Below are 26,012 nucleotides of genomic sequence, written 5' to 3'. Positions count from 1 at the left end.
CGGTCGGCTCTGCGCCGGCAATTAACAGTCTTCCTTGGCGGTCGATTCGCCGCGTTTGCGTTTGCGCAGAACCGGCTTGTTCTCTCTCGCCTCGCATTTCGCGACGTCGATCAGATAGGCAAGCACGGGCATGCCGTTCATCGATGCGAGTTGCTTGGCGGATTCGAGAAGGTTGATGATGTTGGAAAAATCGTCCATCGGCTCACTCAGTGGCTCAAAGCGGTTATATGTCGGGTCTGAACCCAAGGATGAATACGCTGGGTGAAATCGGGAGCTTCCAGCGCCGTTGCATCCAATGGGTGTAATATTAGTCGCAAATAAATAGCAATCCCTGCGACGGGGTTACAATAGTCAATTTTCCGTAACTGTCATGCGCGGCGAAGATATCGCTCCGGGGCGATGACAGAAAAATATCCAGCAGTCAGATGAGGTTTCTGAAATGCCAAACTATCTTCACAGGGTGGAAGATGCTGCTGCGATCATCGCCGGGGCGCAGCGAATCATGGTCGTGGGCTGTTCCGGCGGCGGCAAGTCGACGCTTTCGCAGAAGCTCGCGCGCAATTTCGGGCTTCGCTATATCTCCATGGATCGAGATGTTTTCTGGCTGCCTGGCTGGCAGGCGCGCCCGCGCGACGAGCAGCGAGAGAGGATAGCCACCATCATTGCCGAGGAGCGATGGCTGATGGATGGCAGCAATCCGTCGTCTTTCGATATAAGGCTGCCGCGATCCCACATCGTTTTGTGGGTGCGCATGCCGCGCTGGCTCTGCCTGTGGGGCGCCGTCAGCCGGGCGATCAAGGGTTACGGCAAGGCCCGCCCGGAAATGGCGGAGGGGTGCCCCGAAAGAATAGACATCGAATTCCTGCGCTATATCTGGAATTTCGAGCGCCGCCATACGCCGATCTTCGAGCAGAATTTCGGGCTTTATGGTCCTGATGTGCCGGTATTCCAGCTGAAAAGCCGAAAACAGTTTCGCCGCCTTCTTGATCTTCTGCGTATCGAGGATTAACTGCCGCTCATGCCACAGTTCGAAACGCATCGCCACGTCAAACACTCGCCCGACCGCATGTACGACCTTGTCGCCGATGTGGAGAAATATCCGCAGTTTCTGCCCCTTTGCGAGGCGCTCACCGTCCGCTCGCGCAAGGAGCGCGATGGCAAGGTGCTGCTGGTGGCGGATATGACGGTGGGCTACAAGGCCATTCGCGAAACCTTCACCACACAGGTGCTGCTGAACCCGGCCGAGCGCGCCATCGACGTGAAATATATCGACGGCCCGTTCAAATATCTCGACAATCGCTGGCGTTTCGAGCCCGCCGACGATGGCGGCTCAGCCATTCATTTCTTCATCGATTACGAATTCAAGAACCGTCTGCTCGGCGCAGTCATGGGGTCGATGTTCGACCGGGCCTTCCGCATGTTCGCAGAAGCCTTCGAAACGCGTGCCGATAAAATTTATACGGACCCGGCCTGATTGAGGGCCGTCAGCATCTCTAGCGCCGTCCTCACCGTCGCAAGCCGGATTTCCGTGCGGCCGATCTCGCCATAACGCATTTCCCGATGCAGGATTTTACCGCTGCGCGCCTTGGCGGCCAGATGCACCAGCCCAACCGGCTTGTCGGCGGAACCGCCGCCCGGACCGGCAATGCCGGTTACCGCCACGGCGAAATCCGCCCGTGAACGGAAGAGAGCGCCATGCGCCATCTGCAGCGCCGTCTGCCGGGAGACCGCGCCGAAATTCGCCAGCGTCTCGGCGCCAACGCCCAGCATGTCCATCTTGGCTTCATTGGTATAGGTGACAAAACCACGATCGACGACAGCGGAGGAGCCGGCAATCTCCGTCAGGGCACCGGCGATCAGGCCGCCCGTGCAGCTTTCCGCGGTCGAGACCATGAAACCATGCGCGGTGAAATCGATAATGATCTGCCTGGCCAGCTCTTCTATGTCAGCGGGAAAAAGGTTCATAAAGGTCTGCCCCTGTAGACGACGGTAGCGGTGGCGATTGCAGCGATGCCTTCCCGGCGGCCGACGAAACCGATGGTCTCATTGGTCGTCGCCTTCACCGAGCAGCGCTCCAGCGCGATGCCCAGCATGTCCGAGAGTGCCTCGCGCATGGCCTGGCGGTGCGGGCCGATGCGCGGCGCTTCCGCAATCAGCGAGACATCGGCATTCATGATCGTGCCGCCATTGTCGCGAACCACTTTGGCCGCATGTTCGAGGAAGATGCGTGAGGCGGCGCCCTTCCATTGCGGATCGGAAGGCGGGAAGTGATCGCCGATATCGCCAGCACCGCAGGTGGCAAGCAGCGCATCCGTCAGCGCATGCAAAGCCACATCCGCATCCGAATGACCTTTGAGTTTCTGGTCGTGTTCGATGAAGACGCCACACAACGTCACGCCGTCGCCGGCCTCCAGCTGATGCACGTCGTAACCATTGCCGGTGCGCACGTCCGGCAATCCGTGGGAGAGCTTTTCATCGGCCATGGCGATATCCCGCTTGAGAGTGAGTTTTACATTGTCGACCGAACCCTCGGTCAGCGTCACCGTCAGTCCCGCCCATTCGGCAATCGAAGCATCATCGGTAAAATCGGACTTTCCGGAGGCGGCAGCGGCGCGGTGCGCGGCGAGAATATCGCCGTAGCCGAAACTCTGTGGCGTCTGCGCGGCATAAAGCCCCTGCCGGGAAACCGTTTCCACAACGCGACCATCCGAACCGCGCTTCAGCGTGTCGGTGACGGGCAGGGCAGGCAGGACGCCGCTAGCGCCGGCCCGGTGCAGGGCGATAATGCGTTCCAGCATGTCCACGGCGACGAAAGGCCGCACGGCATCATGGATCATCACATGCGTCAGCTCTTCCGAGGCGAGCGCTTCCAGCCCGGCAAGCACCGATTGCTGGCGTGTCGCACCGCCCGTGACGGTAACGATCCGCTCGCCGGCATCAAGCCGCTGGAGGATCGGCGACAACAGTGCCGCATCGTCTGCATGACTGACGATCACGATGGGGGAGGCATGATCCCAGGCAAGGAAGGTCGACAATGTATGCTCGATCACGGCCCTGCCGCCGATAGGGCGATATTGTTTCGGCCCTTCTTCGGGAGAGCCCGCTCTTTCTCCGCGTCCGGCGGCGACGATGACGATGCCGAGTTTCATAGTACTTTCCTGCATTGGTCTTATGCTTTGCGCGCAACCCTTAGCGGTTGACAGTCCTGCTCTAGCGTTTCAAAACCCGGATGGCCAGCCCGATAAGACGCGCATTCGCCCCTGCATGTCGCAGGATCGAGCGTCATTGCGCCTTTGAACCTGCACAAATTGCTGCCGACAGCAAAACAGGCAGGCAGTCGCCCAGCAAATAAAAGGTGCAACCTTCTAAAAGTGCTTGGCAACTGCACAAACACTGTCTAAAAATAATGCAAATAACCCTTCTGCATGAAAGATCATCAATTGCATCTTCCGGAGTTGTCAGAACCGTTCAGTATCGGCTCAGTCACGATCCGTAATCGTGCCGTGCTGGCGCCCATGTCGGGCGTGACGGATCTGCCGTTCCGGCAGCTCGCCTGGCGTTATGGCGCGGGCCTTGTCGTTACGGAAATGGTGGCAAGCCGTGAGCTCGTCGCCAACCGGGGCGAATCCTGGGCGCGGCTGAAAAATGCCGGCATGGTTCCGCATATGGTGCAGCTTGCCGGACGCGAGGCGCATTTCATGGCCGAGGCAGCGAAGATCACGGCCGATAATGGCGCCGGCATCATCGACATCAATATGGGCTGTCCAGCCAAGAAGGTGACGGGCGGTTATTCCGGCTCCGCTTTGATGCGCGATCCCGATCATGCTCTCTCGCTCATCGAGGCGACGGTCAATGCAGTCGACGTGCCGGTGACGCTGAAGATGCGGCTTGGCTGGGACGAGAACACCATCAATGCGCCGGAGATCGCCCGCCGTGCCGAAGCCGCTGGCGTTCAGCTCATTACCATTCACGGCCGCACCCGTATGCAGTTTTACGAGGGACGGGCGGACTGGGATGCCATCCGCGCCGTGCGTGAGGTGATTTCCGTGCCGCTGATTGCCAATGGCGACGTTGAAACGGCCGAAGATGCGCGCGAAATCCTGCGCCGCTCGGGTGCGGATGCCGTCATGGTCGGTCGCGGCGCGCAGGGGCAGCCCTGGCTGCCGGCGGTGCTTGCCGGACATTCAGCGCCGCACCGCGCCGATATTCCCGGCATCGCCATCGAACATTACGAGATGATGCTGGAATTTTATGGAAGGGAAGCCGGTCTCCGGCACGCCCGCAAACATCTTGGCTGGTATCTCGACCGTTTCGCGCCAGAGATCGCCACGACTGACAAGGCTGAAATCATGACATCGCGTGACACGGCGGAAGTGGCGGACCTGCTGCGCTCCGCCCTTAGCGAAAATGCGGGCGAAGACGCCGCAAGGAAGGCCGCATGAGCGCTGACAAACACAGCCCGGCAGATGCAAACCCGCTTGCCATGGCGGTTCTGAACGCGGTGCAGAACCCCGTCATTCTGGTGGATGCCGAAGGTTTCATCGCCTTTGCCAACTGGGAAGCCGAAGCCTTTTTCGGGGCGAGCGCCTCCCATCTCGCGCGCTACCGCGTTTCGACCTTCATTCCCTTCGGCAGCCCGTTGCTCGCACTGATCGATCAGGTGCGGGAGCGCCGCGCGCCGGTCAACGAATATCGCGTCGATCTGAGTTCGCCGCGTCTTGGTCAGGACAAGCTGGTCGATCTTTATGTCGCGCCCGTTGTCAGCGAGCCGGGATCGGTGGTGGTCGTCTTCCAGGAAAGGTCGATGGCCGACAAGATCGACCGGCAACTGACGCATCGCGCTGCGGCGCGCTCTGTCACAGGCCTTGCCTCCATGCTCGCCCATGAGATCAAGAACCCGCTGTCCGGCATTCGCGGCGCTGCCCAGCTGCTGGAGACTTCGGTTGCCGATGAAGACCGGGCGCTGACGCGGCTGATCTGCGACGAGACCGACCGCATCGTCTCGCTGGTCGATCGCATGGAGGTATTTTCCGACGAGCGGCCGGTGGATCGCGTGCCGGTCAACATCCATTCCGTGCTCGATCATGTGAAGGCCATCGCCAAGGCTGGCTTTGCCCGCAATATCAAGATTTCGGAAAACTACGACCCCTCGTTGCCGCCTGTTTATGCCAATCGCGACCAGCTGGTGCAGGTGTTTCTCAATCTGGTGAAGAATGCGGCGGAAGCCGTGGGCAACCAGCCGGACGGTGAGATCATCCTCACCACCGCCTATCGTCCCGGCATGCGGCTTTCGGTCGCCGGCAGCCGCGAGCGCATCTCGCTACCGCTCGAATTCTGCGTGCATGACAATGGCCCGGGCGTTCCGGCCGATCTTCTGCCGCATCTTTTCGATCCTTTCATCACCACCAAGACGAATGGTTCAGGCCTCGGGCTGGCGCTTGTCGCCAAGCTGATCGGCGCCCATGGCGGCATTGTCGAATGCGACAGCCAGAACCACCGCACGACTTTCCGCGTATTGATGCCCGTCTCGCCGGAAGTGGCGCTCGACGACCGCTCTTTGCCGAACACGACAGGAAATGACCAATGACAGCTACGATCCTCGTCGCCGATGATGATGCCGCAATCCGCACGGTGCTGAACCAGGCGCTGAGCCGCGCCGGTTACGACGTGCGCATCACCTCCAATGCCGCCACCCTCTGGCGCTGGGTTTCGGCGGGTGAGGGCGATCTTGTCGTGACCGATGTCGTGATGCCGGATGAAAACGCCTTCGATCTTCTGCCGCGCATCAAGAAGGCCCGCCCGGACCTGCCGGTTCTGGTCATGAGTGCGCAGAACACCTTCATGACGGCCATCAAGGCCTCGGAAAAAGGCGCTTACGATTACCTGCCGAAGCCCTTCGACCTGACGGAACTGATCGCCATCATCGGCCGCGCGCTGTCGGAACCGAAGCGCAAGCCGGCGAAACTCGATGACGACATGCAGGACGGCATGCCGCTCGTCGGCCGCTCTGCCGCGATGCAGGAAATCTACCGCGTTCTCGCCCGCCTGATGCAGACCGACCTGACGCTGATGATCACCGGCGAATCCGGCACCGGCAAGGAACTGGTGGCGCGTGCGCTGCATGATTACGGCAAGCGCCGCAACGGCCCCTTCGTCGCCATCAACATGGCGGCAATCCCGCGCGACCTGATCGAATCCGAACTCTTCGGCCATGAGAAGGGTGCCTTTACCGGTGCGCAGAACCGCTCCACCGGCCGTTTCGAACAGGCCGAGGGCGGCACGCTGTTCCTCGACGAAATCGGTGACATGCCCATGGATGCCCAGACACGCCTGCTGCGCGTGTTGCAGCAGGGCGAATATACCACAGTGGGCGGCCGCACGCCGATCCGCACCGATGTCCGCATCGTCGCCGCCACCAACAAGGACCTGAAGCAGTCGATCAATCAGGGCCTTTTCCGCGAAGACCTCTATTACCGCCTGAACGTCGTACCGCTGCGGCTGCCGCCGTTGCGTGACCGCGCCGAGGATATTCCCGATCTGGTGCGCCATTTCATCCAGCAGGGCGAAAAGGAAGGTCTGGAAGGCAAGCGTTTCGAGAGCGAGGCGCTGGAGGTCATGAAGGCCTATGCCTGGCCGGGCAACGTGCGCGAGCTGGAAAACCTGATCCGCCGCCTGATGGCGCTTTATCCGCAGGAAGTCATCACCCGCGAGATTATAGAGCAGGAACTGCAATCGGATGTGCCCGATAGCCCGCTCGACAAGATGGCGGTCCGCACCGGTTCGCTCACCATTTCGCAGGCGGTGGAAGAAAATATGCGGGATTATTTCGCCAGTTTCGGCGATGGCCTGCCGCCGCCCGGCCTTTACGACCGCGTTCTGCGCGAGCTCGAATATCCGCTGATTCTCGCGGCTCTGACCGCGACGCGCGGCAACCAGATCAAGGCCGCCGATCTTCTCGGCCTGAACCGCAATACGCTGCGCAAGAAAATCCGCGAGCTTGGCGTTTCCGTTTATCGTAGCTCCCGCCCAACCTGAGAATGTTGACAAGGCCGCATTTGTCGTTGCACTTTCGCCACATTGTGTTGCTTGAAAAACACTAGGAAGGAAAGAGATTCGCCGGTCTGAGGCGCGTCTTACCTGACTTCAGAAATGTGGTGCTGGCTGGTCAGCGATTGGGAGTAGTGCATGCGGAAACCCGCCGCCGAAAACGCCGTTGCCGATGAAGCAGCGGGCATGGTGGTTGCCGATCGCAGGATGTCTTTCGCTTTGCCGGGGCTGGTGCTCGCCGGCGTCGCTCTCGTTTGCGCCATCCTCACCCTGTTCGTGCTTCTGGGTGTCACGCCAATCGCGCCGACATCGAACGTCGTCATCGCCTCCGTCGTCATCAATTCGATCTTCGTGATCGGCCTGATCTTCCTCATCGGGCGCGAAATCAACCGGCTGCTGAAGGCGCGTAAAAAGGGCAGGGCGGCGGCGCGTCTGCACGTGCGCATCGTCGTGCTTTTCTCCATCGTGGCGATAACGCCCGCGGTGCTCGTCGCCATCTTCGCCAGTCTGACGCTGAATGTCGGCCTCGACCGCTGGTTTTCGCTTCGCACGCAGTCGATCGTCGATTCATCGAGCAATATCGCCCAAGCCTATATGATGGAGAATGCCGGTTATCTTCAGGGTCAGACCCTGTCGATGGCGACCGACCTCGACCGCAACCGTGCGCTTTTTTATCTGGATCGCACCGGCTTCGTCGATCTGATGACCCGTCAGGCCAAGGGGCGCGGCCTTCTCGGCGCGTTTCTGGTGCAGGAGGACGGCGACGCCGTTGCCCAGGCCGACATCAAGACCGAAAAACCGCTTCCCGCCATCCCGCATGACGCGCTTGAAAAGGCGGCCGCCGGCCAGCCGACGCTGATACCGCCCGGTATCACCAACCTCGTCGGCGCCATTATCAAGCTCGAAGGCATCAGCGGCACCTTCCTTTACACGGTGCGCGCCGTCGATCCCAAGGTAATGAGCGCGATGCGGCTGATGGAGGAGAACCGCGCCGAATACAAGGCGATGGAGGCAGGCCGCGCGCCGCTGCAGATCGCCTTTGCGATCCTCTATCTCGGTTTCGCACTGATCGTGCTTCTCGCCGCCATCTGGACGGCGATTGCGGTGGCCGACCGTATCGTGCGGCCTATCCGTCTCCTCATCAGTGCGGCAGACAGTGTCGCCACCGGCAACATGCATGTGCTGGTTCCCGTCCGCGCGGTCGATGGCGACGTCGGACGACTGTCGCGCACCTTCAACAAGATGGTCTCGGAACTGCGCAGCCAGCAGGAACAGATCATCGAGGCCAAGGACGATATCGACGACCGCCGCCGCTTCATCGAGGCCGTGCTGTCAGGCGTCACTGCCGCCGTCATCGGTGTCGATGAGAACCGCAGGATCACCATCGTCAATCCGTCGGGCGAAGAATTCCTGGCGCAGACATCCGAGCAGCTTATCGGCGCGCAACTGTCGGAGATCGCGCCCGAAATCGAACAGGTCGTCAACGAGGCCAATACCTGGTCACGCGGCAACTTCCGCAAGCAGATCAACATCATGCGGCGCGGCAAGGAACGGACGCTGAATGTGCAGGTGACCCGTGAGGACGCCCGCGACAGCCGTGACAGCTACGTTATTACCCTCGACGACATCACCGATCTCGTCATCGCCCAGCGTTCGACCGCATGGTCGGATGTGGCGCGCCGCATCGCGCATGAGATCAAGAACCCGCTGACGCCGATCCAGCTTTCCGCCGAGCGTATCAAACGCCGTTTCGGCAAGCAGATCGACGAGAGCGACCGCGCCGTCTTCGACCAGTGTACGGACACCATCGTCCGGCAGGTCGGCGATATCGGCCGGATGGTGGATGAATTCTCCGCCTTTGCGCGCATGCCGAAGCCGACGAAGGAAAAGTCGGATCTGCGGGCGATCCTGAAGGATGCGGCGTTCCTGAGGGAAATCAGCGCCGCCGATACGAAGTTTGCGACGGAGCTGGGTGATATCCCGCTGGAGGGTATGTTCGATGCCCGCATGCTGGGGCAGGCCTTCGGCAACCTCATCAAGAATGCGACGGAAGCCATCGAGGCGGTGGAAGGCGAAAAGCGGCCGGGTAAAATTCTGGTGCGCGCCGCTTTTGACGAAGCCAATTCGCGTTTCGTGGCTGACATCATCGACAATGGCCGCGGCCTTCCCGTCGAGAACCGTCACCGCATTCTCGAACCCTATATGACGATGCGGGACAAGGGCACGGGCCTCGGCCTCGCCATCGTCAAGAAAATCATCGAAGAGCATGGCGGGTATCTGGAACTCCACGATGCCCCGCCGGAGTTCGATCACGGCCACGGCGCCATGATCAGAGTGCTGCTACCCTATATCGAGGCGGTCGGCGGCGAAAATAACAAGGAAGCAGCATATGGCGTCTGATATTCTGGTCGTGGATGACGAGGCGGACATTCGCGAAATCGTAGCGGGCATTCTGTCCGACGAGGGCCACGAGACCCGCATGGCGTTCGACAGCGACAGCGCGCTGGCCGCCATTTCGGAGCGCGTGCCGCGCCTGATCTTTCTCGATATCTGGATGCAGGGCTCGAAGCTCGACGGTCTGGCGCTGCTGGATGAGATCAAGAGCCGCCACCCCGAAATCCCGGTGGTCATGATTTCCGGTCACGGCAATATCGAAACCGCCGTCAACGCCATCAAGCGCGGCGCTTTCGACTTTATCGAGAAGCCGTTTAAGGCCGACCGTCTGATCCTGATCGCCGAGCGGGCGCTGGAAAACTCCAAGCTGAAGCGCGAGGTTCAGGAGCTCAAGAAGCGTACCGGTGATGCGGTTGAACTCGTCGGCGCATCGCTTGCTGTGTCGCAGCTTCGCCAGACCATCGACCGGGTTGCGCCCACCAACAGCCGCATCATGATCCTCGGCCCCTCCGGTTCAGGCAAGGAACTTGTGGCGCGCATGGTGCACAAGAAGTCCTCGCGTGCGAGCGGACCCTTCGTGGCGCTCAACGCCGCGACGATCACCCCCGACCGCATGGAAATTGCGCTTTTCGGCACGGAAGGCCTGCCCGGGCAGCCGCGCAAGGTCGGCGCTCTGGAAGAAGCCCATCGCGGCGTGCTTTATCTCGATGAAGTCGGCGAAATGCCGCGCGAGACGCAGAACAAGATTCTGCGCGTGCTGGTCGATCAGCAGTTCGAGCGCGTCGGCGGCGGCAAGCGGGTGAAGGTGGATGTGCGCATCATTTCCTCGACCGCCCATCACCTCGAAAGCCTGATCGCCGAAGGCCAGTTCCGTGAAGACCTGTATCATCGCCTCGCCGTGGTGCCGGTGAAGGTGCCGGCGCTCTCCGAACGGCGCGAAGATATTCCTTTCCTCGTCGATATGTTCATGCGCCAGATTTCCGAGCAGGCCGGCATCCGTCCGCGCAAGATCGGCGACGACGCCATGGCGGTCCTGCAGACGCATGACTGGCCGGGCAATATCCGTCAGCTGCGGAACAATATCGAGCGGCTGATGATTCTCGCCCGTCCAGAAGGCGGCGAAGCGCCGATCTCGGCCGATATGCTGCCGTCAGATATTGGCGACATGCTGCCGAAGATTTCGGCGCAGGGCGATCAGCACATCATGACCCTGCCGTTGCGCGAGGCGCGTGAAATGTTCGAGCGCGACTACCTGATGGCGCAGATCAATCGCTTCGGCGGCAATATTTCGCGAACGGCGGAATTTGTCGGCATGGAACGGTCTGCACTGCATCGCAAACTGAAATCTCTCGGCGTATAAGGAAAGAAGGCGCTTCGCCGTAACCGATTATTCCGTCAGAGAGACAGCATGAAAGTCATCATTTGCGGCGCAGGGCAGGTGGGTTACGGCATCGCCGAACAATTGTCGCGGGAGGATAATGAGGTATCGGTCATCGATACCGCCGCACCGCTCATCACCGCCATTACCGAGACGCTGGATGTGCGTGGCTATGTCGGCCATGGCGCGCATCCTGACATGCTGGCCAAGGCCGGCGCCGATCAGGCCGACATGATCATCGCCGTGACCTTGCATGACGAGATCAACATCGTCGCCTGCGAGGTGGCGCATGCCCTGTTCAGCGTGCCGACCAAGATCGCCCGCATCCGCGACCAGAGCTATCTGAAGCCGGAATATGCCGATCTCTTCAGCCGCGAGAACATGTCCATCGACGTGACGATTTCGCCTGAAGTCGAAGTCGGCAAGATGGTGCTCCGGCGCATCGCCTTTCCGGGTGCAACGGATGTGGTGCGTTTCGCTGACGACACGATCTACATGCTGGCCATCGAATGCATGGAGGATTGCCCGGTCATCAACACGCCGCTGCAGCAGCTCTCCAGCCTCTTTCCGGACCTCATCGCCACGGTGGTGGGTGTTTATCGGGATGGTATCCTCAAGGTGGCGCATTCTTCGGAACAGTTGCGGGTGGGCGACCTTGCCTATGTCATTTGCCAGCGCCAGCACGCCCGCCGCACCCTAAGCCTTTTCGGCCATGAGGAGCAGGAAGCGCAGCGCATCGTGATTGCCGGCGCCGGCAATATCGGCCACTTCGTCGCCCGCAAGATCGAGGAAATGCAGCCGAAAACGCGGGTAAAGATCATCGAGGCGGACCGCGACAGGGCGGTTGCCGCATCCGAACAGCTCAGCAATACCATCGTCATGCACGGCTCGGCGCTCGACCAGAAAATCCTGATGCAGGCGGATATTCAGGATGCCGATCTGATGGTCACGCTGACCAATAATGATCAGACCAATATTCTGGCAGCGGTCATTGCCAAGCAGCTCGGCTGCAAATCGAATCTGGCGCTCTTGAACAGTACGTCGTTCCACGACGTCGCCCGCTCTCTGGGGCTCGATGCCTATATCAACCCCCGGGCCGTAACGATCTCCCGCGTGCTTCAGCACGTGCGCAAGGGCCGCATCCGCTCAGTTTATGCCGTCCAGCGCGGCTCGGCGGAGGTGATCGAGGCGGAAGCGCTGGAGACGTCGCCGCTGGTCGGCCAGTCCTTCCGCGACATCGATATGCCCGACGGTGTGCGCATTGGGGCGATCTATCGCGACGGCGTGGTGATCCGCCCGGATGGCAGCACGAAAATCAAGGCGAAGGACCGGGTCGTGCTGTTTGCATCCGCCGATGCGGTGCGCGACGTGGAACAACTTTTCCGTGTTTCGATACAATATTTTTGACTGTCCCGAATTGAAAATGTGGGTCAATACTCGTACTCATTCGGCTGTTTTGACCGTTGCGGAACGGAACACGATTTGATACCAGAGTTTGAGGTCGGCCAAGCGGGGGACAAGACTCGGCCGGCTTATTATTGATTGATTATTTTCCGGTATCCCTGCCGGCAAAAAAGAAAGAAGCGGCGCCATGGCGGAACGTTCTCAAAACCTTCAGGATCTCTTCCTCAATACCGTTCGTAAGCAAAAGATTTCGCTCACGATTTTCCTGATCAATGGCGTCAAGCTGACGGGCGTTGTCACCTCCTTCGACAATTTCTGCGTGCTTCTGCGCCGTGACGGTCATTCGCAGCTTGTTTACAAGCATGCGATCTCCACCATCATGCCCGGCCAGCCGATGCAGATGTTCGAAAGCGAAGAAGGCGCTGCCTGATCGGGCTCCCTCGACGGATATTCGATATAGACTGACCCGGAGCGGGAACATTTCCCGTGCCGTCAGGTTAATCCCCATGGCCGCCCGCGCGGATGCGGTCGGCCGCAATCCTCTTTCTGGACAAGGCTGAACCCATTTCAACGCGCGACACCTCGAACGAATCGATTATTCCGGAGCAGGAAAAGCGCCGCGACGACATGCGTGCGGTCGTCCTCGTGCCGGTCCTCAAGCAGCGCGAAACCCGCGACGCGGCTGCCGGCCCGGCTGCTCCCGGCCGTTCGGTCGAAGCCAAACTTGAGGAAGCAAAGGGGCTGGCGCTCGCCATCGATCTGGAAGTGACGCAGGGTCTCATCGTTCCGGTGAACCAGCCGCGCCCGGCCACGCTGTTCGGAACCGGCAAGATCGAAGAAATCGGCCATCTTCTCGACGAGACCGATTCCGGCCTGGTGATCGTCGATCATCCGCTGACCCCGGTGCAGCAGCGCAATCTCGAAAAGCAGTGGAATTGCAAGGTCATCGACCGCACGGGCCTGATCCTTGAAATCTTCGGTCGCCGCGCCTCCACAAAGGAAGGCACGCTGCAGGTCGATCTTGCGCATCTGAACTACCAGAAGGGCCGCCTCGTCCGAAGCTGGACCCACCTTGAACGCCAGCGTGGCGGTGCGGGCTTCATGGGCGGCCCGGGTGAAACCCAGATCGAAGCCGACCGCCGGCTTTTGCAGGAACGCATCGTCAAGCTGGAGCGCGAGCTGGAGCAGGTGGTCCGCACGCGTCAGCTTCACCGCGCCAAGCGCCGCAAGGTGCCGCATCCGATCGTCGCTCTCGTCGGTTACACCAATGCCGGCAAATCCACACTGTTCAATCGCATCACCGGCGCCGGCGTTCTGGCGGAGGATATGCTGTTCGCCACGCTCGACCCGACCTTGCGCCGCATGAAGCTGCCGCATGGCCGCACCGTGATCCTGTCCGATACGGTCGGTTTCATTTCCGATCTTCCGACGCATCTGGTCGCCGCTTTCCGTGCCACTCTGGAAGAGGTGCTGGAAGCCGATCTCGTTTTGCATGTGCGCGATATGTCCGATCCGGACAATGCCGCCCAGTCTGCGGATGTGCTGCGTATTCTCGGCGACCTCGGCATTGACGAGAAGGAAGCGGAAAAGCGCATCATCGAGGTCTGGAATAAGGTCGACCGTCTCGAGCCGGAAGCGCATGACGCCATCATGCAGCGCGCCGAAGGTCGTTCGGATATCCGCGCTGTTTCGGCCATTACGGGTGAGGGCGTCGATGCCCTGATGGACGAGATTTCAAAGCGCCTTTCCGGTGTGCTGACGGAGACGACGGTGCTTCTGTCCGTCGAGCAATTGCCGCTCATCTCCTGGATTTACAATAATTCCATCGTCGACGGTCGCGAAGACCATGAGGACGGATCGGTCGCGCTCGATGTGCGCCTTTCGGAAGCGCAAGCGGCCGAACTGGAACGGAAGCTTGGTAAAGTGACTGTCCGCGAACGGGAAGACTGGGAGCGCTGAGCTCCTTGCATTGTCCCAAACTCTCTCCGTCATTCCGGCCCTGAGCCGGAATCCAGCCACGGCGCGTCTGCGCCGTGAGAAGAGTCTTTTGCGATCAAAGACTTGATCGCGCTGGACCCCGGACTAAATCCGGGGTGACGGTTGCGGATGCTGCGCTGCTGCCAGATGCATTCGGCAGTCATAATGGAAGTGCTGTGCCTTACCGGATTCACCGCATATCCCTGCGATCAGGATGAAACCGTATCAAGCGAACGTTCGATGCGTTTCGCCGCCTGCCAGAGATCTTCCATTCTCTTGAGGCTCGCTTCTTCCAGCGTTTCGCCATTTTGGGTGAGCGACGTTTCGATGTGATTGAAACGTCTGCGGAATTTAGTATTCGTACCGCGCAGCGCATCTTCCGGATCGGCTTTGACATGCCTGCCGATATTGACGAGCGCAAAAATGAGATCGCCGAGCTCGTCCGACACCTTCTCCGGTTTTCCCTCCGCCAGCGCCTCACGCAATTCAGCGATTTCCTCCTCAATCTTGTCGAGAATGGGAGCGGGGTTCGACCAGTCGAAACCGGCACGCGCTGCCTGTTCCTGCAGCTTCAGGGCCTCGGTCAGCGCCGGCTGGCTGCGCTGTACGCCGCCCAGAAAACCTGCTTTGAAATCCTCGGTGATGCCGCGTCGCGCGCGTCGCTCTGCACGCTCGCGTTTTTCTTCCGCCTTGATGCGGTCCCATTGCAGTTTGACGCCGTCCGGCGTGTCGGCGTCGGATACGGCGAAGACATGGGGATGACGGCGGATCATCTTTGAGGTCACGGCATGCACCACGTCGCCGAAGGCGAATTCGCCCATCTCTTCGGCAATGCGGGCATGGAAAACCACCTGTAGCAGAAGGTCGCCCAGCTCCTCGCAAAGATCGTCCATATCCTTGCGCTCGATGGCGTCGGCGACTTCATAAGCCTCTTCAACGGTATAGGGCTTGATCGTCTCGAAAGTCTGCACGACATCCCAAGGGCAACCGGTTTCCGGCTGCCGCAGCGCTTCCATGATCTCGATCAGGCGGGAAATATCCTTCGAGGCTTCCATAGTGTCTCAAACCTTCGTTCTTTGTTTCTGCGCATCGCCCGGACGGAAAACCGCCACGCACGTCCTGCGGAAGTGCTCTAGTTCAATGGAATGTCGTTGCCGCTCTTGGACGACTGGTAGCTGGTGGAAAGATCGTCATAAGCGGCCTTGATGCGGGCCGTCTGCGCCTTCAACGTGGTCTTCAGCGGGTCCTCTTCACCCTCCACCAGATCGGCGATGAAATACGAATTCCAGAAGGCATTGTTACGGCGATAGCCGCCCGGTTCCAGCCGGAAAACTTCCTTGAGGATTTTCAGGTCGTGAGGGATCGCGAAAGCGTCGCGGGAATCCTCGTGGCTGAAGAAGGAGTAGAAATTATCGAAGCCGGCCCAGGTGATGGCGGACATGCACATGGTGCAGGGTTCGTGGGTGGAGAGAAAAATCAGCTCCCTCGTACTCGGCTTTTCGCCCAGCTCGTAAAACCGCTTCAGCGTGTGCACTTCACCATGCCAGAGCGGATTTTCCAGCTCGTTATTGGTCTCGGCGACCACCAGCGACAGGTCCGATTTGCGCAGGATCGCCGCGCCGAAAACCTTGTTGCCAAGGCTGACGCCACGCGCCGTCAAGGGCAGAATATCGTGTTCGATGACATCGAGAAGGCGGGCGGCGAGGGTGGAGCTGGTCAAGGGTCTGATCCTTAGTGCCGCTTTAGGGAAAAGCGGTCTTCGCATGGGGAAATCGATAGTCGATTGTCGCTCCTTGTTCGGCGCGGGGACCCGCTTTGTCAAGGGATTGCGAGGGGATTCTCAGGGCTTGCGCAGGTGTGGAAAAGCATCGCCGGTTTGTTTTCCTCCAAAACCGGGGTCTTCGAGAAATAAAAATCCAGGTGTCGGAAAGGCTTGAATTTCTGTTTCTTCAATCTTGCACCGCAATGCGGGATATATGTCCAATGCACAACGAACATGATTTTTCCGCTGCTGGCGACCGCCTTTCAACCTTCCCCGCTTTCTTCCGGGTCGAGGGGCGGCAGGTCGCTGTTTTCGGTAATGGCGATGAAGCCTTCGCGAAGGTAAGGCTTCTCGCCAATACCAACGCGCATATCGTTGCCTATGCCGATCAGCCGGAAGCCGATTTTGCCCGTTATATCAGCGAAAACGGCATCGATCACCGGGCTTTGCCTTTCGCCGGTGCGTTGATCGAAGATGCCACGCTGGTCTTCGCCGCTACCGGTGACGAGGCGCTGGACCGTGAGATCGTCACCGTCGCGCGCGCCGCGAAAATCCCCGCCAATGCGGTGGATCAGCCGGAATTCTGCGATTTCTTCACCCCCGCGCTCGTCGCCCGCGCGCCCCTCGCCGTGGCTATCGGCACGGAAGGGGCAGGGCCGGTTCTTGCCCAGATGATCCGCGCCCGCATCGATCAGATGCTGTCGCCGTCGCTTGGCAAACTTGCGCGCCTTGCCGTGCAGTATCGCGATGCGGCCGAGGAGAGCGTGCCGAAGGGCGCCTTGCGGCGCAATTTCTGGCGGCGGTTCTTTTCAGGTGCGGTGGCGGATGCCGTTGCCGTTGGCGACACGCTCTCCGCCCGTCAGGCCGTCGACCGCCTGCTGCAATCGCCCGAACGCAGTGAAGGCCGTATCTGGCTTGTCGGAGCGGGACCGGGCGCTGAAGATCTGCTGACGCTGCGCGCGCAGCGCGTATTGATGGAAGCCGATGTGATCGTTTACGACGCGCTTGTGCCGCAGGCGATTGTCGATATGGGCCGCCGCGATGCGGAGCGGCTCTCCGTTGGCAAGCGCAAGGGCTGCCACAGCAAGTCGCAGGATGAGATCAACCGCCTGCTGGTGCGCCTCGGCAAAGATGGCAAGCGCGTCGTGCGCCTCAAATCCGGCGATCCGCTGGTCTATGGCCGGGCGGGCGAAGAAATGGCGGCGCTGCGCGAGGCGGGTATTGCCTATGAGATCGTGCCCGGCATCACGTCGGCCTTCGCCGCCGCTGCGGATTTCGAATTGCCGCTGACGCTGCGCGGTGTCGCTTCATCGCTGATTTTCACCACCGGCCACGATCTGGCCGGCGATGTCCTGCCCGATTGGGCCCGGCTTGCCGTTTCCGGCGCCACCATCGCCGTCTATATGGGCCGCAGTGTTGCTGCTTCGGTCGCGAAGCGGCTCATCGACGCCGGGTTGGGTGTGGAAACCACGGTTGCCGTTATCGAAAACGCCAGCCGCGCGGATCGCCGCCTGCTGCATGGCACACTGAACGATCTGCCCGAGCTCGAACATCGCGATGAACTGACCGGCCCGGTCATGGTCATCATCGGCGATGCGGTGGCGGGCGCCAATTTTGACAGGTCCGAGGCGCTTGCATCGTCAGTGCGGCCGGTGGATTTCAAACGGGAGTATGTAAATGGCTGACAAGGTTTTGACCGCCAACCGCCTGAGCGATGGCATCGCCGTCTGGCTCGATGCCAACGGGGAGTGGACGGAGAACCTGCAGGGCGCAATCGTTGCCCGCCATGCGGAGGCCGTCGCCTCGTTCGAGGAAATCGGCAAGCGCGATTTCTCCGCCAACAAGGTCGTCGATGTGGCCGTCATCGATGTCATCGAGGAGAACGGCAAGCTCTGGCCCACGCGTCTTCGCGAACGCATTCGCGCCGCCGGCCCCACCGTGCACTATGCCACCGGCTTCAAGCCGGCCGATGCAGCATTCATCGCAGTCTGAGGAAGAATATGTACCGTTACGACGAGTTCGATCACGCATTTGTTGAAGGCCGCGTGGCGCAGTTTCGCGATCAGGTCGAGCGCCGCCTTTCCGGCGAACTGGCCGAGGATGCGTTCAAGCCGCTTCGCCTGATGAACGGCGTCTATCTTCAGCTGCATGCCTATATGCTGCGCGTCGCCATTCCTTACGGCACGCTGAATTCGAAGCAGATGCGGATGCTGGCTCACATCGCCCGCAAATATGACCGGGGTTATGGCCACTTCACCACCCGCCAGAACATCCAGTACAACTGGCCGCGTCTTTCCGATACGCCGGATATCCTCTCCGAACTGGCGAGCGTGGAAATGCACGCGCTTCAAACGTCCGGCAACTGCATTCGCAACGTCACCGCCGATCATTTCGCCGGCGCGGCCGCCGATGAGGTCGCCGATCCGCGTCCCTATGCGGAAATTCTGCGTCAGTGGTCTTCCGTACACCCGGAATTCTCCTTCCTGCCGCGCAAGTTCAAGATCGCCGTCACCGGCGCCGAGCGCGACCGTGCCGCCATTCAGGTGCACGATATTGGCCTGCATCTGAAAAAGAACGACAAGGGTGAGATCGGGTTCGCCGTCTATGTCGGCGGCGGGCAGGGCCGCACGCCGATGATCGCCAAGAAAATCCGCGACTTCCTGCCGGAAGAGGACCTCTTGTCCTACACGACGGCGATCATGCGGGTTTATAACCTGCACGGCCGCCGCGACAATAAATACAAGGCGCGCATCAAGATTCTCGTGCATGAGACCGGTGCGGAAGAACTGGCCCGCCAGGTCGAGGTCGAATTCGCCGAACTCAAGAACACCGAGTTGAAGCTTCCGGATGCCGATATCGCGGCAATCACCGCTTACTTCGCGCCGCCGGCACTGAAGGACCGGCCGGAAGGCTGGGAAAGTCTGGCGCGCTGGAAGCGGGCCGATGAAGGCTTTGCCCGTTTTGTCGAGCAGAACGTCGCACCGCACAAGCATCCCGACTACGGCATGGTTACGATCTCGCTGAAGCCGATCGGTGGCATTCCGGGCGATGCGACGGACGAGCAGATGGAACTCGTCGCCGATATCGCAGCGGAATATGCCTTCGACGAAATCCGTATCAGCCATGAGCAGAACATCATCCTGCCGCATGTGGCGCTGGCCGATCTCGAGCCGGTTTATCGCGCGCTGGTAGGCGCTGGCCTCGCAACCGCCAATGCCGGGCTGATCACCGATATCATTGCCTGTCCCGGGCTGGACTATTGCGCGCTCGCCAATGCGCGCTCCATTCCGGTGGCGCAGGAAATTTCCACCCGCTTCGGTTCGCCCGAGCGTCAGGCGGAAATCGGTGAGTTGAAGATCAAGATTTCCGGCTGCATCAATGCCTGCGGCCACCACCATGTCGGCCATATCGGCCTGCTGGGTGTGGAAAAGAAGGGCGCGGAACTCTACCAGATCACGCTCGGCGGATCCGGCGATGAGAACACTTCGATCGGTGAAATCATCGGCCGTGGCTTCGAGCCGGAAAAAGTCACCGACGCCATCGAAACCATCGTCGACACCTATCTCGGGCTTCGCCTTTCGAAGGAAGAAATTTTCCTCGAAGCCTATCGCCGTGTTGGACCGCAGCCGTTCAAGGACGCGCTCTACGGTTCCGCTGCAGAAGCCGCCTGAGGAGAATGCAATGACGAAAATCTGGAACCGTGACGGCTTCGTGGAAAACGATCCCTGGGTGATCGAAACGGAAGAAGTGAAAGCGACGGCGGAGCAGAAGCCGGTGCTGCCGCTTGCCGATTTTCTGGTTCGCGCCGCCGAAAGCAACGATATCGGCCTCGGTGTTCTGATCACGCCCGCCTACGATGTGACGCGGCTCGGACCCTATCTCGACCGTATCGACCTTGTCGCCATAAGCTTCCCGGCCTTCAATGACGGTCGCGGGTTCAGCCACGCCTCGCTGCTGCGCAGCCGTCTCGGTTTTGCGGGCGAGGTGAGGGCGGTTGGCGACGTCCTGATCGATCAGGTGCCGCTGATGCTGCGCACCGGCTTCACCAGCTTTGCGGTAACGAACGGCACGGCCATCCGCCGCCTGTCTGAAAATCGCCTGCCGGAAATCCCGGTTTATTATCAGCCGACAGCCAAGCCGGCGAGCGGCGGTGAGGCCTATAGCTGGCGTCGTCGTGCGTCTCTATGACACGTTGCGTGGAAATATGAGTGTTTGATACATATTTCCTACGCACATGGCAGTATTGACATTCTCATGCCTTCAAACCGGAGCAAAAATGGTATAATTGCCCGGTCGGAGAATGTCGCATCGAATAAGAATGGACGGAACCTGAAATGAACGCGCCAGCCAAGACGGAAGATTTCGCGATCAAGATACCTGACGGTGTTTACGCCGAGACGGTTTTATCGGTGGAGCACTATACCGACCACCTGTTCCGTTTCCGCATGACGCGCCCGGCCGGTTTCCGTTTCCGTTCCGGCGAATTCGCCATGATCGGCCTTATGGTTGGCGACAAGCCAATCTACCGCGCCTATTCCATCGCCAGCCCCGCCTGGGACGAGGAACTGGAATTCTTCTCGATCAAGGTTCCGAACGGCCCGCTGACATCGCATCTTCAGGCGATCAAGCCCGGCGATACCGTCCTGATGCGCAAGAAGCCGACAGGCACGCTGGTTCTGGATGCGCTGACGCCCGGCAGACGGCTTTACATGTTCTCCACCGGCACCGGCATCGCGCCTTTCGCGAGCCTTATCCGTGACCCGGAAACCTATGAGAAGTTCGAGGAAGTCATCCTCACCCATACCTGCCGCGACGTGGCCGAGCTTAAATACGGTTTCGATCTGGTCGAGGAAATCCGTAACCACGAATTCCTGAACGAGATCGTCGGCGACAAGCTCAAGCATTATGCGACCGTCACCCGCGAAGACTATCCTTTCAAGGGCCGCATCACCACGCTGATCGAAAATGGCAAGCTGTTTGCCGACCTCGGTGTTCCGGCCCTCGATCCCGCCATCGATCGTGGCATGATCTGCGGTTCCTCGGCCATGCTGAAGGACACCAAGGAGCTTCTGGAAAAGGCAGGCCTCAACGAAGGCGCCAACAACAAGCCCGCCGAATTCGTGATCGAGCGCGCTTTCGTCGGCTGACGCCGAATTTCCGATGCAACCGAACAAGACAGGGGGCCGCGAGGCCTCCTTTTTGTTTTTAAGACGGGTTGAGCGCTCCGGAACGGCAGAGCTGGAACATCCGGAGGCGATGGTGCGTTAGCGTTCGAACGAAACCAAATCGGCGAAATCGTCCAATGGAAAACAGAGAAACAATTCGCATGGTAATGATCGCCGTCACGGCAGGTTTTTTCGCGGCAATGCCCGCAGCAGCCGACGAAAGCACCTTTCTGTCGTCGCTGGAAGGTACGTGGACCGGTAAGGGAACGGTCATCACCAGGATCGGCATGCCGCCGATCAACGTGAATTGCACGCTCAACTCCGATGCGCAGGCGACGGCCTTACGCATGTCCGGCACATGCCGCGGACTTGTCGTGGTAAAACGCGCTATCGCCGCCGATCTCGCCGCCAGCGGCGCGCGTTACAGCGGCACCTATACCGGCCCTTCCGGCCGCCCTTCGGCGCTGGCGGGGAATCGCCGGGGAAACGCGATCAACCTCACGGTCCGTTGGAACCGTGAAATCAATGGTGACCGCGTCGCCGCGATGACCATTGAAAAAGTCGGCGATAACGGCTTGCGGCTGCGCACCACCGACAAGGACGGCAAAACCGGCAAGACGGTGGTGACGAGCGATATCCGGCTGGTGCGCTGACGGGTGGCGATCATACGGCGGCGGCGCTTCAGCTGAATTCAAGCAGCAATGGGCAATGATCCGAGACTTCGGGCTGTCTCACGACGTCGAAGTGATCAACCTTCACAGCCGGATTGACCAGCAGGTAATCCGCATATCTGTTCGGTTTGGCATAATGCGACGTCCGGGTATCAGTGAAACCGCGAGACGTAACGAGCTCAACAAGATTGAGCTCATTCAACACGGCGAAAGTACTGCTGTCAGGCAGAACATTGAAATCGCCGCAGACGATGACCCGGTCGCCATCCTCCGCAATGTTTTTGACGAGTTGCACAAGACGTTTTGCCTGTTCCAGCCGGGCAGGCGTATCATGCTTGCCGTCGAGGTCGCGCAGCCCATGCATATGGGCAATGACGACAGGCTGACCGGCCGTGAAGTCGAAAACCCTGATGGCGTGGCCCGTGCGTGATCGCGGATGGTCGCCATATCCCTCAGCCGAAAAGACGCCGTGTACGAAACCCTGCGCCTGCGCAATGACGGGAATGGATTTGCGAACGAAGGTGGCCAGCCCCCATTGGGAAGAATGTCGTGTCTCGCCCTGCCAGAGGTCGCCCTGCGCCGCGGGGCAGAATATCGCCACATGATACGGCAAGGCCTCCGTGACATCGCGGAAAAAGTTCGCCCGCTGCGGCAGCTCTATGCCGTGATCGCGATAGCTCAGCCAATCCTGCGTGGCGGCCGGTGTGTGCACCACCTCCTGAAGGCATAAAATATCGGGGTCGGATGAGGCAATATAAGGAACGAGCTCGTCATGAAGCTTTCCGCCCCAACCATTCAGGCAAATCAGACGCATTCCCACTCCATCCTCTTAACCGCCTCGACCTGTTTAGCATGGAGCGTGTGCGGATCAATCCTGCGCGGGAGGCGACCGCGCGGTTGCAAAGCTGACCGTGATGAAAAAGGCCCGGATCGCTCCGGGCCTTCCTATGTCGGTTTGCACCGATGTCTTACTCCGCCGCTTCGGCGTAAGCCTCCATCGGCGGGCAGGTGCAGATGAGGTTGCGGTCCCCATAGACATTGTCGATGCGGTTGACCGGCGACCAATATTTGTCGATGCGGAAGGCGCCGGGCGGGAAGCAGCCCTTTTCACGGCTATAGGGACGATCCCATTCGCCGACGAGGTCTTCCACCGTGTGCGGCGCGTTCTTCAGCGGATTGTTGGTCTTGTCCGCGCGGCCTTCCTCGATGTCGCGGGCTTCCTCGCGGATCGCCAGCATGGCATCGCAGAAACGGTCGATTTCCGCCTTGGTTTCGGATTCCGTCGGCTCGATCATCAGCGTGCCGGCCACCGGCCAGCTCATGGTCGGCGCGTGGAAACCGCAATCGACGAGGCGCTTCGCCACATCGTCCACCGTCACACCGCAGCTGTCTGCAAGCGGGCGGGTGTCGATGATGCATTCGTGCGCCACGCGACCGGTCTCGGACTTGTAGAGCACGTCGTAGGCACCCTTCAGCCGTTCGGCGATATAGTTGGCGTTGAGGATCGCCACCTTGGTCGCCTGCGTCAGCCCTTCGCCGCCCATCATCAGGCAATAGCTCCAGGAGATCGGCAGGATCGATGGCGAACCGAAAGGAGCTGCAGACACCGCACCCTCACGACCGTCCGTTGCGGGATGACCGGGCAGGTGAGGCGCCAGATGCGCCTTGACGCCGATCGGGCCCATGCCCGGACCGCCGCCGCCATGCGGAATGCAGAAGGTCTTGTGCAGATTGAGGTGCGAAACGTCCGAACCGATGTCGCCCGGACGGGCAAGGCCGACCATGGCGTTCATGTTGGCGCCGTCGAGATAGACCTGCCCGCCATGCTTGTGGGTGATCTCGCAGATCTCGCGAACCGTCTCCTCGAACACGCCGTGGGTGGACGGATAGGTGATCATGCAGCACGAGAGGTTTTCCGCATACTGCTCTGCTTTTGCACGGAAATCATCGATATCGACGTCGCCGTTGTCGCGTGCCTTCACCGGCACTACCTTCATGCCTGCCATCTGCGCCGAGGCCGGGTTGGTGCCATGCGCAGACGTCGGAATGAGGCAGATGTCGCGATGCGTATCGCCATTGGCGAGGTGGTAGTTGCGGATGGTCAGAAGGCCTGCATATTCCCCCTGCGCACCGGAATTCGGCTGCATGGAGAAGGCGTCGTAACCGGTGACCGAGCACAGCTTTTCAGAAAGATCGTCGATCATCTCTTTGTAGCCGAGTGCCTGATTGGCCGGTACGAAGGGATGGATGTCGGAAAATTCCGGCCAGGTGATCGGTAGCATTTCCGCCGTGGCGTTCAGTTTCATGGTGCAGGAACCGAGCGGGATCATCGAGCGGTCGAGCGCCAGATCGCGGTCCGAAAGACGGCGGATGTAACGGGTCATCTCGCTTTCGGCACGGTTCATGTGGAAGATCGGATGCGTCATGTACTGGCTGGTGCGCAGCAGTTCTTTCGGCAGGCGATATTCCGGCTCGAAATCCGAGATGGAGAAATTGCCGCCGAATGCGCGCCAGACCGCCTCAAGCGTCGCCGGGCGCGTGCGCTCGTCAAGGCTCATGCCGATCTTGGTCGCGCCCACCTTGCGCAGGTTCACGCCTTCCGCAACGGCCGAGCGCAGGATAACACCCTGCATATGGCCGACTTCGACGGTGATCGTGTCGAAGAAGGTCTCCGGCTCGATGGTGTAGCCGAGTTTCTCCAGACCCTTGGCCATCAAAACGGCCTTCTGGTGGGTCTGCTGGGCAATCGCCTTGATGCCCTGCGGGCCGTGGAAGACGCCATACATCGAAGCCATGACGGCGAGCAGCACCTGCGCGGTGCAGATGTTCGACGTCGCCTTTTCGCGGCGGATATGCTGCTCGCGGGTCTGCAGCGACAGGCGATAGGCGCGGTTGCCGCGCGCATCGACGGAAACGCCGACCAGACGGCCGGGCATGGAGCGCTTATGCGCGTCCTTGACGGCCATGTAAGCCGCGTGCGGACCACCATAACCGACCGGAACGCCGAAACGCTGCGAGGTGCCGATGGCGATATCTGCACCCATTTCCCCCGGGGACTTCAGGAGCGTCAGCGCCAGAAGGTCGGCGGCGACGGCGGCAATGGCGCCCGTCTGGTGCAGGCGGGAAATCAGGCCGGAGAAATCGCTGACATGGCCGTGGGTGCCCGGATACTGGAAGATCGCGCCGAACACGTCGACCGGATCGAGATCGGTAAACGGGTTGCCAACAATCACCTTCCAGCCGAGCGGGGCCGCGCGGGTCTCGATCAGCGCGATGGTCTGCGGATGGCAATTGGCGTCAACGAAGAAGGCGGTCGCCTTGGACTTGGCAACACGCTGGCACATGGCCATGGCTTCAGCGGCAGCCGTCGCTTCATCCAGCAACGATGCGTTGGCAACATCGAGACCGGTCAGATCGGACACCATGGTCTGGTAGTTCAGCAGCGCCTCGAGGCGACCCTGGCTGATTTCCGGCTGATAGGGCGTATAGGCCGTGTACCAGGCCGGGTTTTCCAGAATATTGCGCTGGATGACCGGCGGCGTGATGGTGCCGTAATAACCCTGGCCGATCAGCGAGGTCAGAACCTGGTTCTTGTTGGCCGTCTCGCGAAGACGGTCGAGCGCCTCGCGTTCGGTCAGCGCCGCACGCCAGGTGAGCGGCACCTTCTGGCGGATGGAGGAGGGAACGGTGGCGTCGATGAGCGCGTCGAGGCTCTTGTAGCCAACGACCTTCAGCATCTCGGCCATTTCCGACGGCGACGGCCCGATGTGACGCCGGTTGGCGAAATCATAGGGCTGATAGTCGGTGAAATGGAATTCGGTGGGCGTCGTCATTACGCGATCAGCTCCTTGTAGGCTGCTTCATCGAGCAGCGTCTCGGCATCGGCCGGATTGGAGAGTTTCAGCTTGAAGAACCAGCCGGCGCCCTGCGGGTCGGAATTGACCAGCGAGGGATCATCAACGATGGCCTGGTTGATTTCCACCACTTCGCCATCCAGCGGACAATAGACGTCGGAAGCCGCCTTGACGGATTCAACGGTCGCCGCGTCGCCATCCTTGGCAAAGGTTGCGCCCACTTCCGGCAATTCGACGAAGACGAGATCGCCAAGCTGTTCAGCGGCGTGGCTGGTGATGCCAACGGTGGCGATATCGCCTTCGAACTTCAGCCATTCGTGTTCTGCGGTAAATTTCAGCATCGTGTTCTCTCCGGAGATG

The 26,012-nt window shown here is 60.3% G+C and carries 24 protein-coding genes; 16 read left to right on the top strand and 8 right to left on the bottom strand.

Features of this window, described 5'->3' with window-relative positions; all coding sequences use genetic code 11:
• Nucleotides 1-21 precede the first annotated feature (21 nt).
• Nucleotides 22-198 carry a hypothetical protein gene (locus ACIK7D_RS00950; protein WP_003496171.1) on the bottom strand — a complete coding sequence of 59 codons (177 nt, stop codon included), beginning with the start codon at nucleotides 196-198 and terminating at the stop codon, nucleotides 22-24.
• A 241-nt stretch (nucleotides 199-439) separates the two neighbouring features.
• On the opposite strand from ACIK7D_RS00950, the gene ACIK7D_RS00945 reads away from it, so the two are divergent.
• The gene (locus ACIK7D_RS00945; RefSeq protein WP_400155427.1) at nucleotides 440-1,009 is read left to right on the top strand and encodes an AAA family ATPase; all 570 of its coding nucleotides are present in this window, start codon (nucleotides 440-442) and stop codon (nucleotides 1,007-1,009) included.
• A gap of 9 nt (nucleotides 1,010-1,018) precedes the next feature.
• Nucleotides 1,019-1,474, top strand: coding sequence for a type II toxin-antitoxin system RatA family toxin (locus ACIK7D_RS00940; protein WP_269314647.1), 456 nt, complete (start codon nucleotides 1,019-1,021; stop codon nucleotides 1,472-1,474).
• On the opposite strand, the gene ACIK7D_RS00935 is transcribed toward ACIK7D_RS00940, so the two are convergent.
• Together ACIK7D_RS00935 and ACIK7D_RS00930 are read right to left on the bottom strand one after the other, a co-directional pair.
• The gene (locus ACIK7D_RS00935) at nucleotides 1,456-1,965 is read right to left on the bottom strand and encodes a CinA family protein (protein WP_400155426.1); all 510 of its coding nucleotides are present in this window, start codon (nucleotides 1,963-1,965) and stop codon (nucleotides 1,456-1,458) included. The genes ACIK7D_RS00940 and ACIK7D_RS00935 overlap by 19 nt on opposite strands.
• A complete protein-coding gene (locus ACIK7D_RS00930) occupies nucleotides 1,962-3,149 on the bottom strand; it encodes a bifunctional 2-C-methyl-D-erythritol 4-phosphate cytidylyltransferase/2-C-methyl-D-erythritol 2,4-cyclodiphosphate synthase (protein ID WP_400155425.1) in 1,188 nt (395 codons plus the stop codon). Before ACIK7D_RS00930 ends, ACIK7D_RS00935 begins: the two co-directional genes overlap by 4 nt.
• 276 nt (nucleotides 3,150-3,425) lie before the next feature.
• On the opposite strand from ACIK7D_RS00930, the gene dusB reads away from it, so the two are divergent.
• The 8 genes from dusB to hflX all read left to right on the top strand — a co-directional run bounded on the left by dusB (nucleotide 3,426) and on the right by hflX (nucleotide 14,182).
• Nucleotides 3,426-4,442 carry a tRNA dihydrouridine synthase DusB gene (dusB, locus tag ACIK7D_RS00925; protein ID WP_400155424.1) on the top strand — a complete coding sequence of 339 codons (1,017 nt, stop codon included), beginning with the start codon at nucleotides 3,426-3,428 and terminating at the stop codon, nucleotides 4,440-4,442.
• Nucleotides 4,439-5,587: a nitrogen regulation protein NR(II) gene (locus ACIK7D_RS00920; protein ID WP_035264009.1), complete on the top strand. Its 1,149-nt coding sequence runs from the start codon at nucleotides 4,439-4,441 to the stop codon at nucleotides 5,585-5,587. Before dusB ends, ACIK7D_RS00920 begins: the two co-directional genes overlap by 4 nt.
• The gene (gene ntrC / locus ACIK7D_RS00915) at nucleotides 5,584-7,035 is read left to right on the top strand and encodes a nitrogen regulation protein NR(I) (protein ID WP_003521350.1); all 1,452 of its coding nucleotides are present in this window, start codon (nucleotides 5,584-5,586) and stop codon (nucleotides 7,033-7,035) included. Before ACIK7D_RS00920 ends, ntrC begins: the two co-directional genes overlap by 4 nt.
• 150 nt (nucleotides 7,036-7,185) lie before the next feature.
• Nucleotides 7,186-9,447 carry a PAS domain-containing sensor histidine kinase gene (locus ACIK7D_RS00910; protein ID WP_003521349.1) on the top strand — a complete coding sequence of 754 codons (2,262 nt, stop codon included), beginning with the start codon at nucleotides 7,186-7,188 and terminating at the stop codon, nucleotides 9,445-9,447.
• The gene (locus tag ACIK7D_RS00905) at nucleotides 9,437-10,801 is read left to right on the top strand and encodes a sigma-54 dependent transcriptional regulator (protein ID WP_003521348.1); all 1,365 of its coding nucleotides are present in this window, start codon (nucleotides 9,437-9,439) and stop codon (nucleotides 10,799-10,801) included. The genes ACIK7D_RS00910 and ACIK7D_RS00905 overlap by 11 nt, the downstream gene beginning before the upstream one ends.
• 48 nt (nucleotides 10,802-10,849) lie before the next feature.
• Nucleotides 10,850-12,226, top strand: coding sequence for a Trk system potassium transporter TrkA (gene trkA, locus ACIK7D_RS00900; protein WP_400155423.1), 1,377 nt, complete (start codon nucleotides 10,850-10,852; stop codon nucleotides 12,224-12,226).
• 184 nt (nucleotides 12,227-12,410) lie between these two features.
• Nucleotides 12,411-12,653 (top strand): RNA chaperone Hfq, encoded by a 243-nt coding sequence (gene hfq, locus ACIK7D_RS00895; RefSeq protein ID WP_003496145.1) that lies wholly within the window; start codon nucleotides 12,411-12,413, stop codon nucleotides 12,651-12,653.
• A 92-nt stretch (nucleotides 12,654-12,745) separates the two neighbouring features.
• A complete protein-coding gene (gene hflX / locus ACIK7D_RS00890; RefSeq protein WP_175421975.1) occupies nucleotides 12,746-14,182 on the top strand; it encodes a GTPase HflX in 1,437 nt (478 codons plus the stop codon).
• 227 nt (nucleotides 14,183-14,409) lie between these two features.
• Here the strand turns inward: hflX and mazG are convergent, their stop codons facing one another.
• Entirely contained in the window at nucleotides 14,410-15,255 is an 846-nt protein-coding gene (gene mazG / locus ACIK7D_RS00885; RefSeq protein ID WP_400155422.1) for a nucleoside triphosphate pyrophosphohydrolase, read from the bottom strand.
• Between the two features lie 77 nt (nucleotides 15,256-15,332).
• A complete protein-coding gene (locus ACIK7D_RS00880) occupies nucleotides 15,333-15,965 on the bottom strand; it encodes a deaminase (RefSeq protein WP_400155421.1) in 633 nt (210 codons plus the stop codon).
• A 218-nt stretch (nucleotides 15,966-16,183) separates the two neighbouring features.
• On the opposite strand from ACIK7D_RS00880, the gene cysG reads away from it, so the two are divergent.
• From cysG to ACIK7D_RS00850, 6 genes are all read left to right on the top strand, one after another.
• Nucleotides 16,184-17,647 carry a siroheme synthase CysG gene (cysG, locus tag ACIK7D_RS00875; RefSeq protein WP_400155420.1) on the top strand — a complete coding sequence of 488 codons (1,464 nt, stop codon included), beginning with the start codon at nucleotides 16,184-16,186 and terminating at the stop codon, nucleotides 17,645-17,647.
• Complete coding sequence (locus tag ACIK7D_RS00870; protein WP_003521341.1) at nucleotides 17,640-17,954, top strand: DUF2849 domain-containing protein; 315 nt, start codon at nucleotides 17,640-17,642, stop codon at nucleotides 17,952-17,954. Before cysG ends, ACIK7D_RS00870 begins: the two co-directional genes overlap by 8 nt.
• An 8-nt stretch (nucleotides 17,955-17,962) precedes the next feature.
• Complete coding sequence (locus ACIK7D_RS00865) at nucleotides 17,963-19,633, top strand: nitrite/sulfite reductase (protein ID WP_003521340.1); 1,671 nt, start codon at nucleotides 17,963-17,965, stop codon at nucleotides 19,631-19,633.
• Nucleotides 19,634-19,643: 10 nt separating this feature from the next.
• A complete protein-coding gene (locus ACIK7D_RS00860) occupies nucleotides 19,644-20,150 on the top strand; it encodes a DUF934 domain-containing protein (protein ID WP_400155419.1) in 507 nt (168 codons plus the stop codon).
• 146 nt (nucleotides 20,151-20,296) lie between these two features.
• Nucleotides 20,297-21,109 carry a ferredoxin--NADP reductase gene (locus ACIK7D_RS00855; RefSeq protein WP_127756066.1) on the top strand — a complete coding sequence of 271 codons (813 nt, stop codon included), beginning with the start codon at nucleotides 20,297-20,299 and terminating at the stop codon, nucleotides 21,107-21,109.
• A 179-nt stretch (nucleotides 21,110-21,288) separates the two neighbouring features.
• On the top strand, nucleotides 21,289-21,780 hold the full coding sequence (locus ACIK7D_RS00850) for a hypothetical protein (protein WP_262535230.1): 492 nt from the start codon (nucleotides 21,289-21,291) through the stop codon (nucleotides 21,778-21,780).
• A 28-nt stretch (nucleotides 21,781-21,808) separates the two neighbouring features.
• Here the strand turns inward: ACIK7D_RS00850 and ACIK7D_RS00845 are convergent, their stop codons facing one another.
• From ACIK7D_RS00845 to gcvH, 3 genes are all read right to left on the bottom strand, one after another.
• Nucleotides 21,809-22,612 carry an endonuclease/exonuclease/phosphatase family protein gene (locus tag ACIK7D_RS00845; protein WP_400155418.1) on the bottom strand — a complete coding sequence of 268 codons (804 nt, stop codon included), beginning with the start codon at nucleotides 22,610-22,612 and terminating at the stop codon, nucleotides 21,809-21,811.
• 154 nt (nucleotides 22,613-22,766) lie between these two features.
• Nucleotides 22,767-25,631, bottom strand: coding sequence for an aminomethyl-transferring glycine dehydrogenase (gcvP, locus tag ACIK7D_RS00840; RefSeq protein WP_400155417.1), 2,865 nt, complete (start codon nucleotides 25,629-25,631; stop codon nucleotides 22,767-22,769).
• Nucleotides 25,631-25,993, bottom strand: coding sequence for a glycine cleavage system protein GcvH (gene gcvH / locus ACIK7D_RS00835; RefSeq protein WP_400155416.1), 363 nt, complete (start codon nucleotides 25,991-25,993; stop codon nucleotides 25,631-25,633). The genes gcvP and gcvH overlap by 1 nt, the downstream gene beginning before the upstream one ends.
• Nucleotides 25,994-26,012: the final 19 nt, after the last annotated feature.

Origin of the sequence: Agrobacterium sp. P15N1-A (assembly GCF_044626815.1) — a bacterium.
Taxonomy (GTDB): Bacteria; Pseudomonadota; Alphaproteobacteria; order Rhizobiales; family Rhizobiaceae; genus Agrobacterium; species Agrobacterium leguminum.
Note: the sequence above shows the minus strand (reverse complement) of the source record. Positions and strands in the feature narration are given on the sequence as shown.

Bases quoted from the DNA above. Each gene is read 5' to 3' on its own strand.
- ACIK7D_RS00950 (WP_003496171.1), bottom strand. From the start codon at position 198: ATGGACGATTTTTCCAACATCATCAACCTTCTCGAATCCGCCAAGCAA.
- ACIK7D_RS00945 (WP_400155427.1), top strand. From the start codon at position 440: ATGCCAAACTATCTTCACAGGGTGGAAGATGCTGCTGCGATCATCGCC.
- ACIK7D_RS00940 (WP_269314647.1), top strand. From the start codon at position 1,019: ATGCCACAGTTCGAAACGCATCGCCACGTCAAACACTCGCCCGACCGC.
- ACIK7D_RS00935 (WP_400155426.1), bottom strand. From the start codon at position 1,965: ATGAACCTTTTTCCCGCTGACATAGAAGAGCTGGCCAGGCAGATCATT.
- ACIK7D_RS00930 (WP_400155425.1), bottom strand. From the start codon at position 3,149: ATGAAACTCGGCATCGTCATCGTCGCCGCCGGACGCGGAGAAAGAGCG.
- dusB (WP_400155424.1), top strand. From the start codon at position 3,426: ATGAAAGATCATCAATTGCATCTTCCGGAGTTGTCAGAACCGTTCAGT.
- ACIK7D_RS00920 (WP_035264009.1), top strand. From the start codon at position 4,439: ATGAGCGCTGACAAACACAGCCCGGCAGATGCAAACCCGCTTGCCATG.
- ntrC (WP_003521350.1), top strand. From the start codon at position 5,584: ATGACAGCTACGATCCTCGTCGCCGATGATGATGCCGCAATCCGCACG.
- ACIK7D_RS00910 (WP_003521349.1), top strand. From the start codon at position 7,186: ATGCGGAAACCCGCCGCCGAAAACGCCGTTGCCGATGAAGCAGCGGGC.
- ACIK7D_RS00905 (WP_003521348.1), top strand. From the start codon at position 9,437: ATGGCGTCTGATATTCTGGTCGTGGATGACGAGGCGGACATTCGCGAA.
- trkA (WP_400155423.1), top strand. From the start codon at position 10,850: ATGAAAGTCATCATTTGCGGCGCAGGGCAGGTGGGTTACGGCATCGCC.
- hfq (WP_003496145.1), top strand. From the start codon at position 12,411: ATGGCGGAACGTTCTCAAAACCTTCAGGATCTCTTCCTCAATACCGTT.
- hflX (WP_175421975.1), top strand. From the start codon at position 12,746: ATGCGGTCGGCCGCAATCCTCTTTCTGGACAAGGCTGAACCCATTTCA.
- mazG (WP_400155422.1), bottom strand. From the start codon at position 15,255: ATGGAAGCCTCGAAGGATATTTCCCGCCTGATCGAGATCATGGAAGCG.
- ACIK7D_RS00880 (WP_400155421.1), bottom strand. From the start codon at position 15,965: ATGCGAAGACCGCTTTTCCCTAAAGCGGCACTAAGGATCAGACCCTTG.
- cysG (WP_400155420.1), top strand. From the start codon at position 16,184: ATGCACAACGAACATGATTTTTCCGCTGCTGGCGACCGCCTTTCAACC.
- ACIK7D_RS00870 (WP_003521341.1), top strand. From the start codon at position 17,640: ATGGCTGACAAGGTTTTGACCGCCAACCGCCTGAGCGATGGCATCGCC.
- ACIK7D_RS00865 (WP_003521340.1), top strand. From the start codon at position 17,963: ATGTACCGTTACGACGAGTTCGATCACGCATTTGTTGAAGGCCGCGTG.
- ACIK7D_RS00860 (WP_400155419.1), top strand. From the start codon at position 19,644: ATGACGAAAATCTGGAACCGTGACGGCTTCGTGGAAAACGATCCCTGG.
- ACIK7D_RS00855 (WP_127756066.1), top strand. From the start codon at position 20,297: ATGAACGCGCCAGCCAAGACGGAAGATTTCGCGATCAAGATACCTGAC.
- ACIK7D_RS00850 (WP_262535230.1), top strand. From the start codon at position 21,289: ATGGTAATGATCGCCGTCACGGCAGGTTTTTTCGCGGCAATGCCCGCA.
- ACIK7D_RS00845 (WP_400155418.1), bottom strand. From the start codon at position 22,612: ATGCGTCTGATTTGCCTGAATGGTTGGGGCGGAAAGCTTCATGACGAG.
- gcvP (WP_400155417.1), bottom strand. From the start codon at position 25,631: ATGACGACGCCCACCGAATTCCATTTCACCGACTATCAGCCCTATGAT.
- gcvH (WP_400155416.1), bottom strand. From the start codon at position 25,993: ATGCTGAAATTTACCGCAGAACACGAATGGCTGAAGTTCGAAGGCGAT.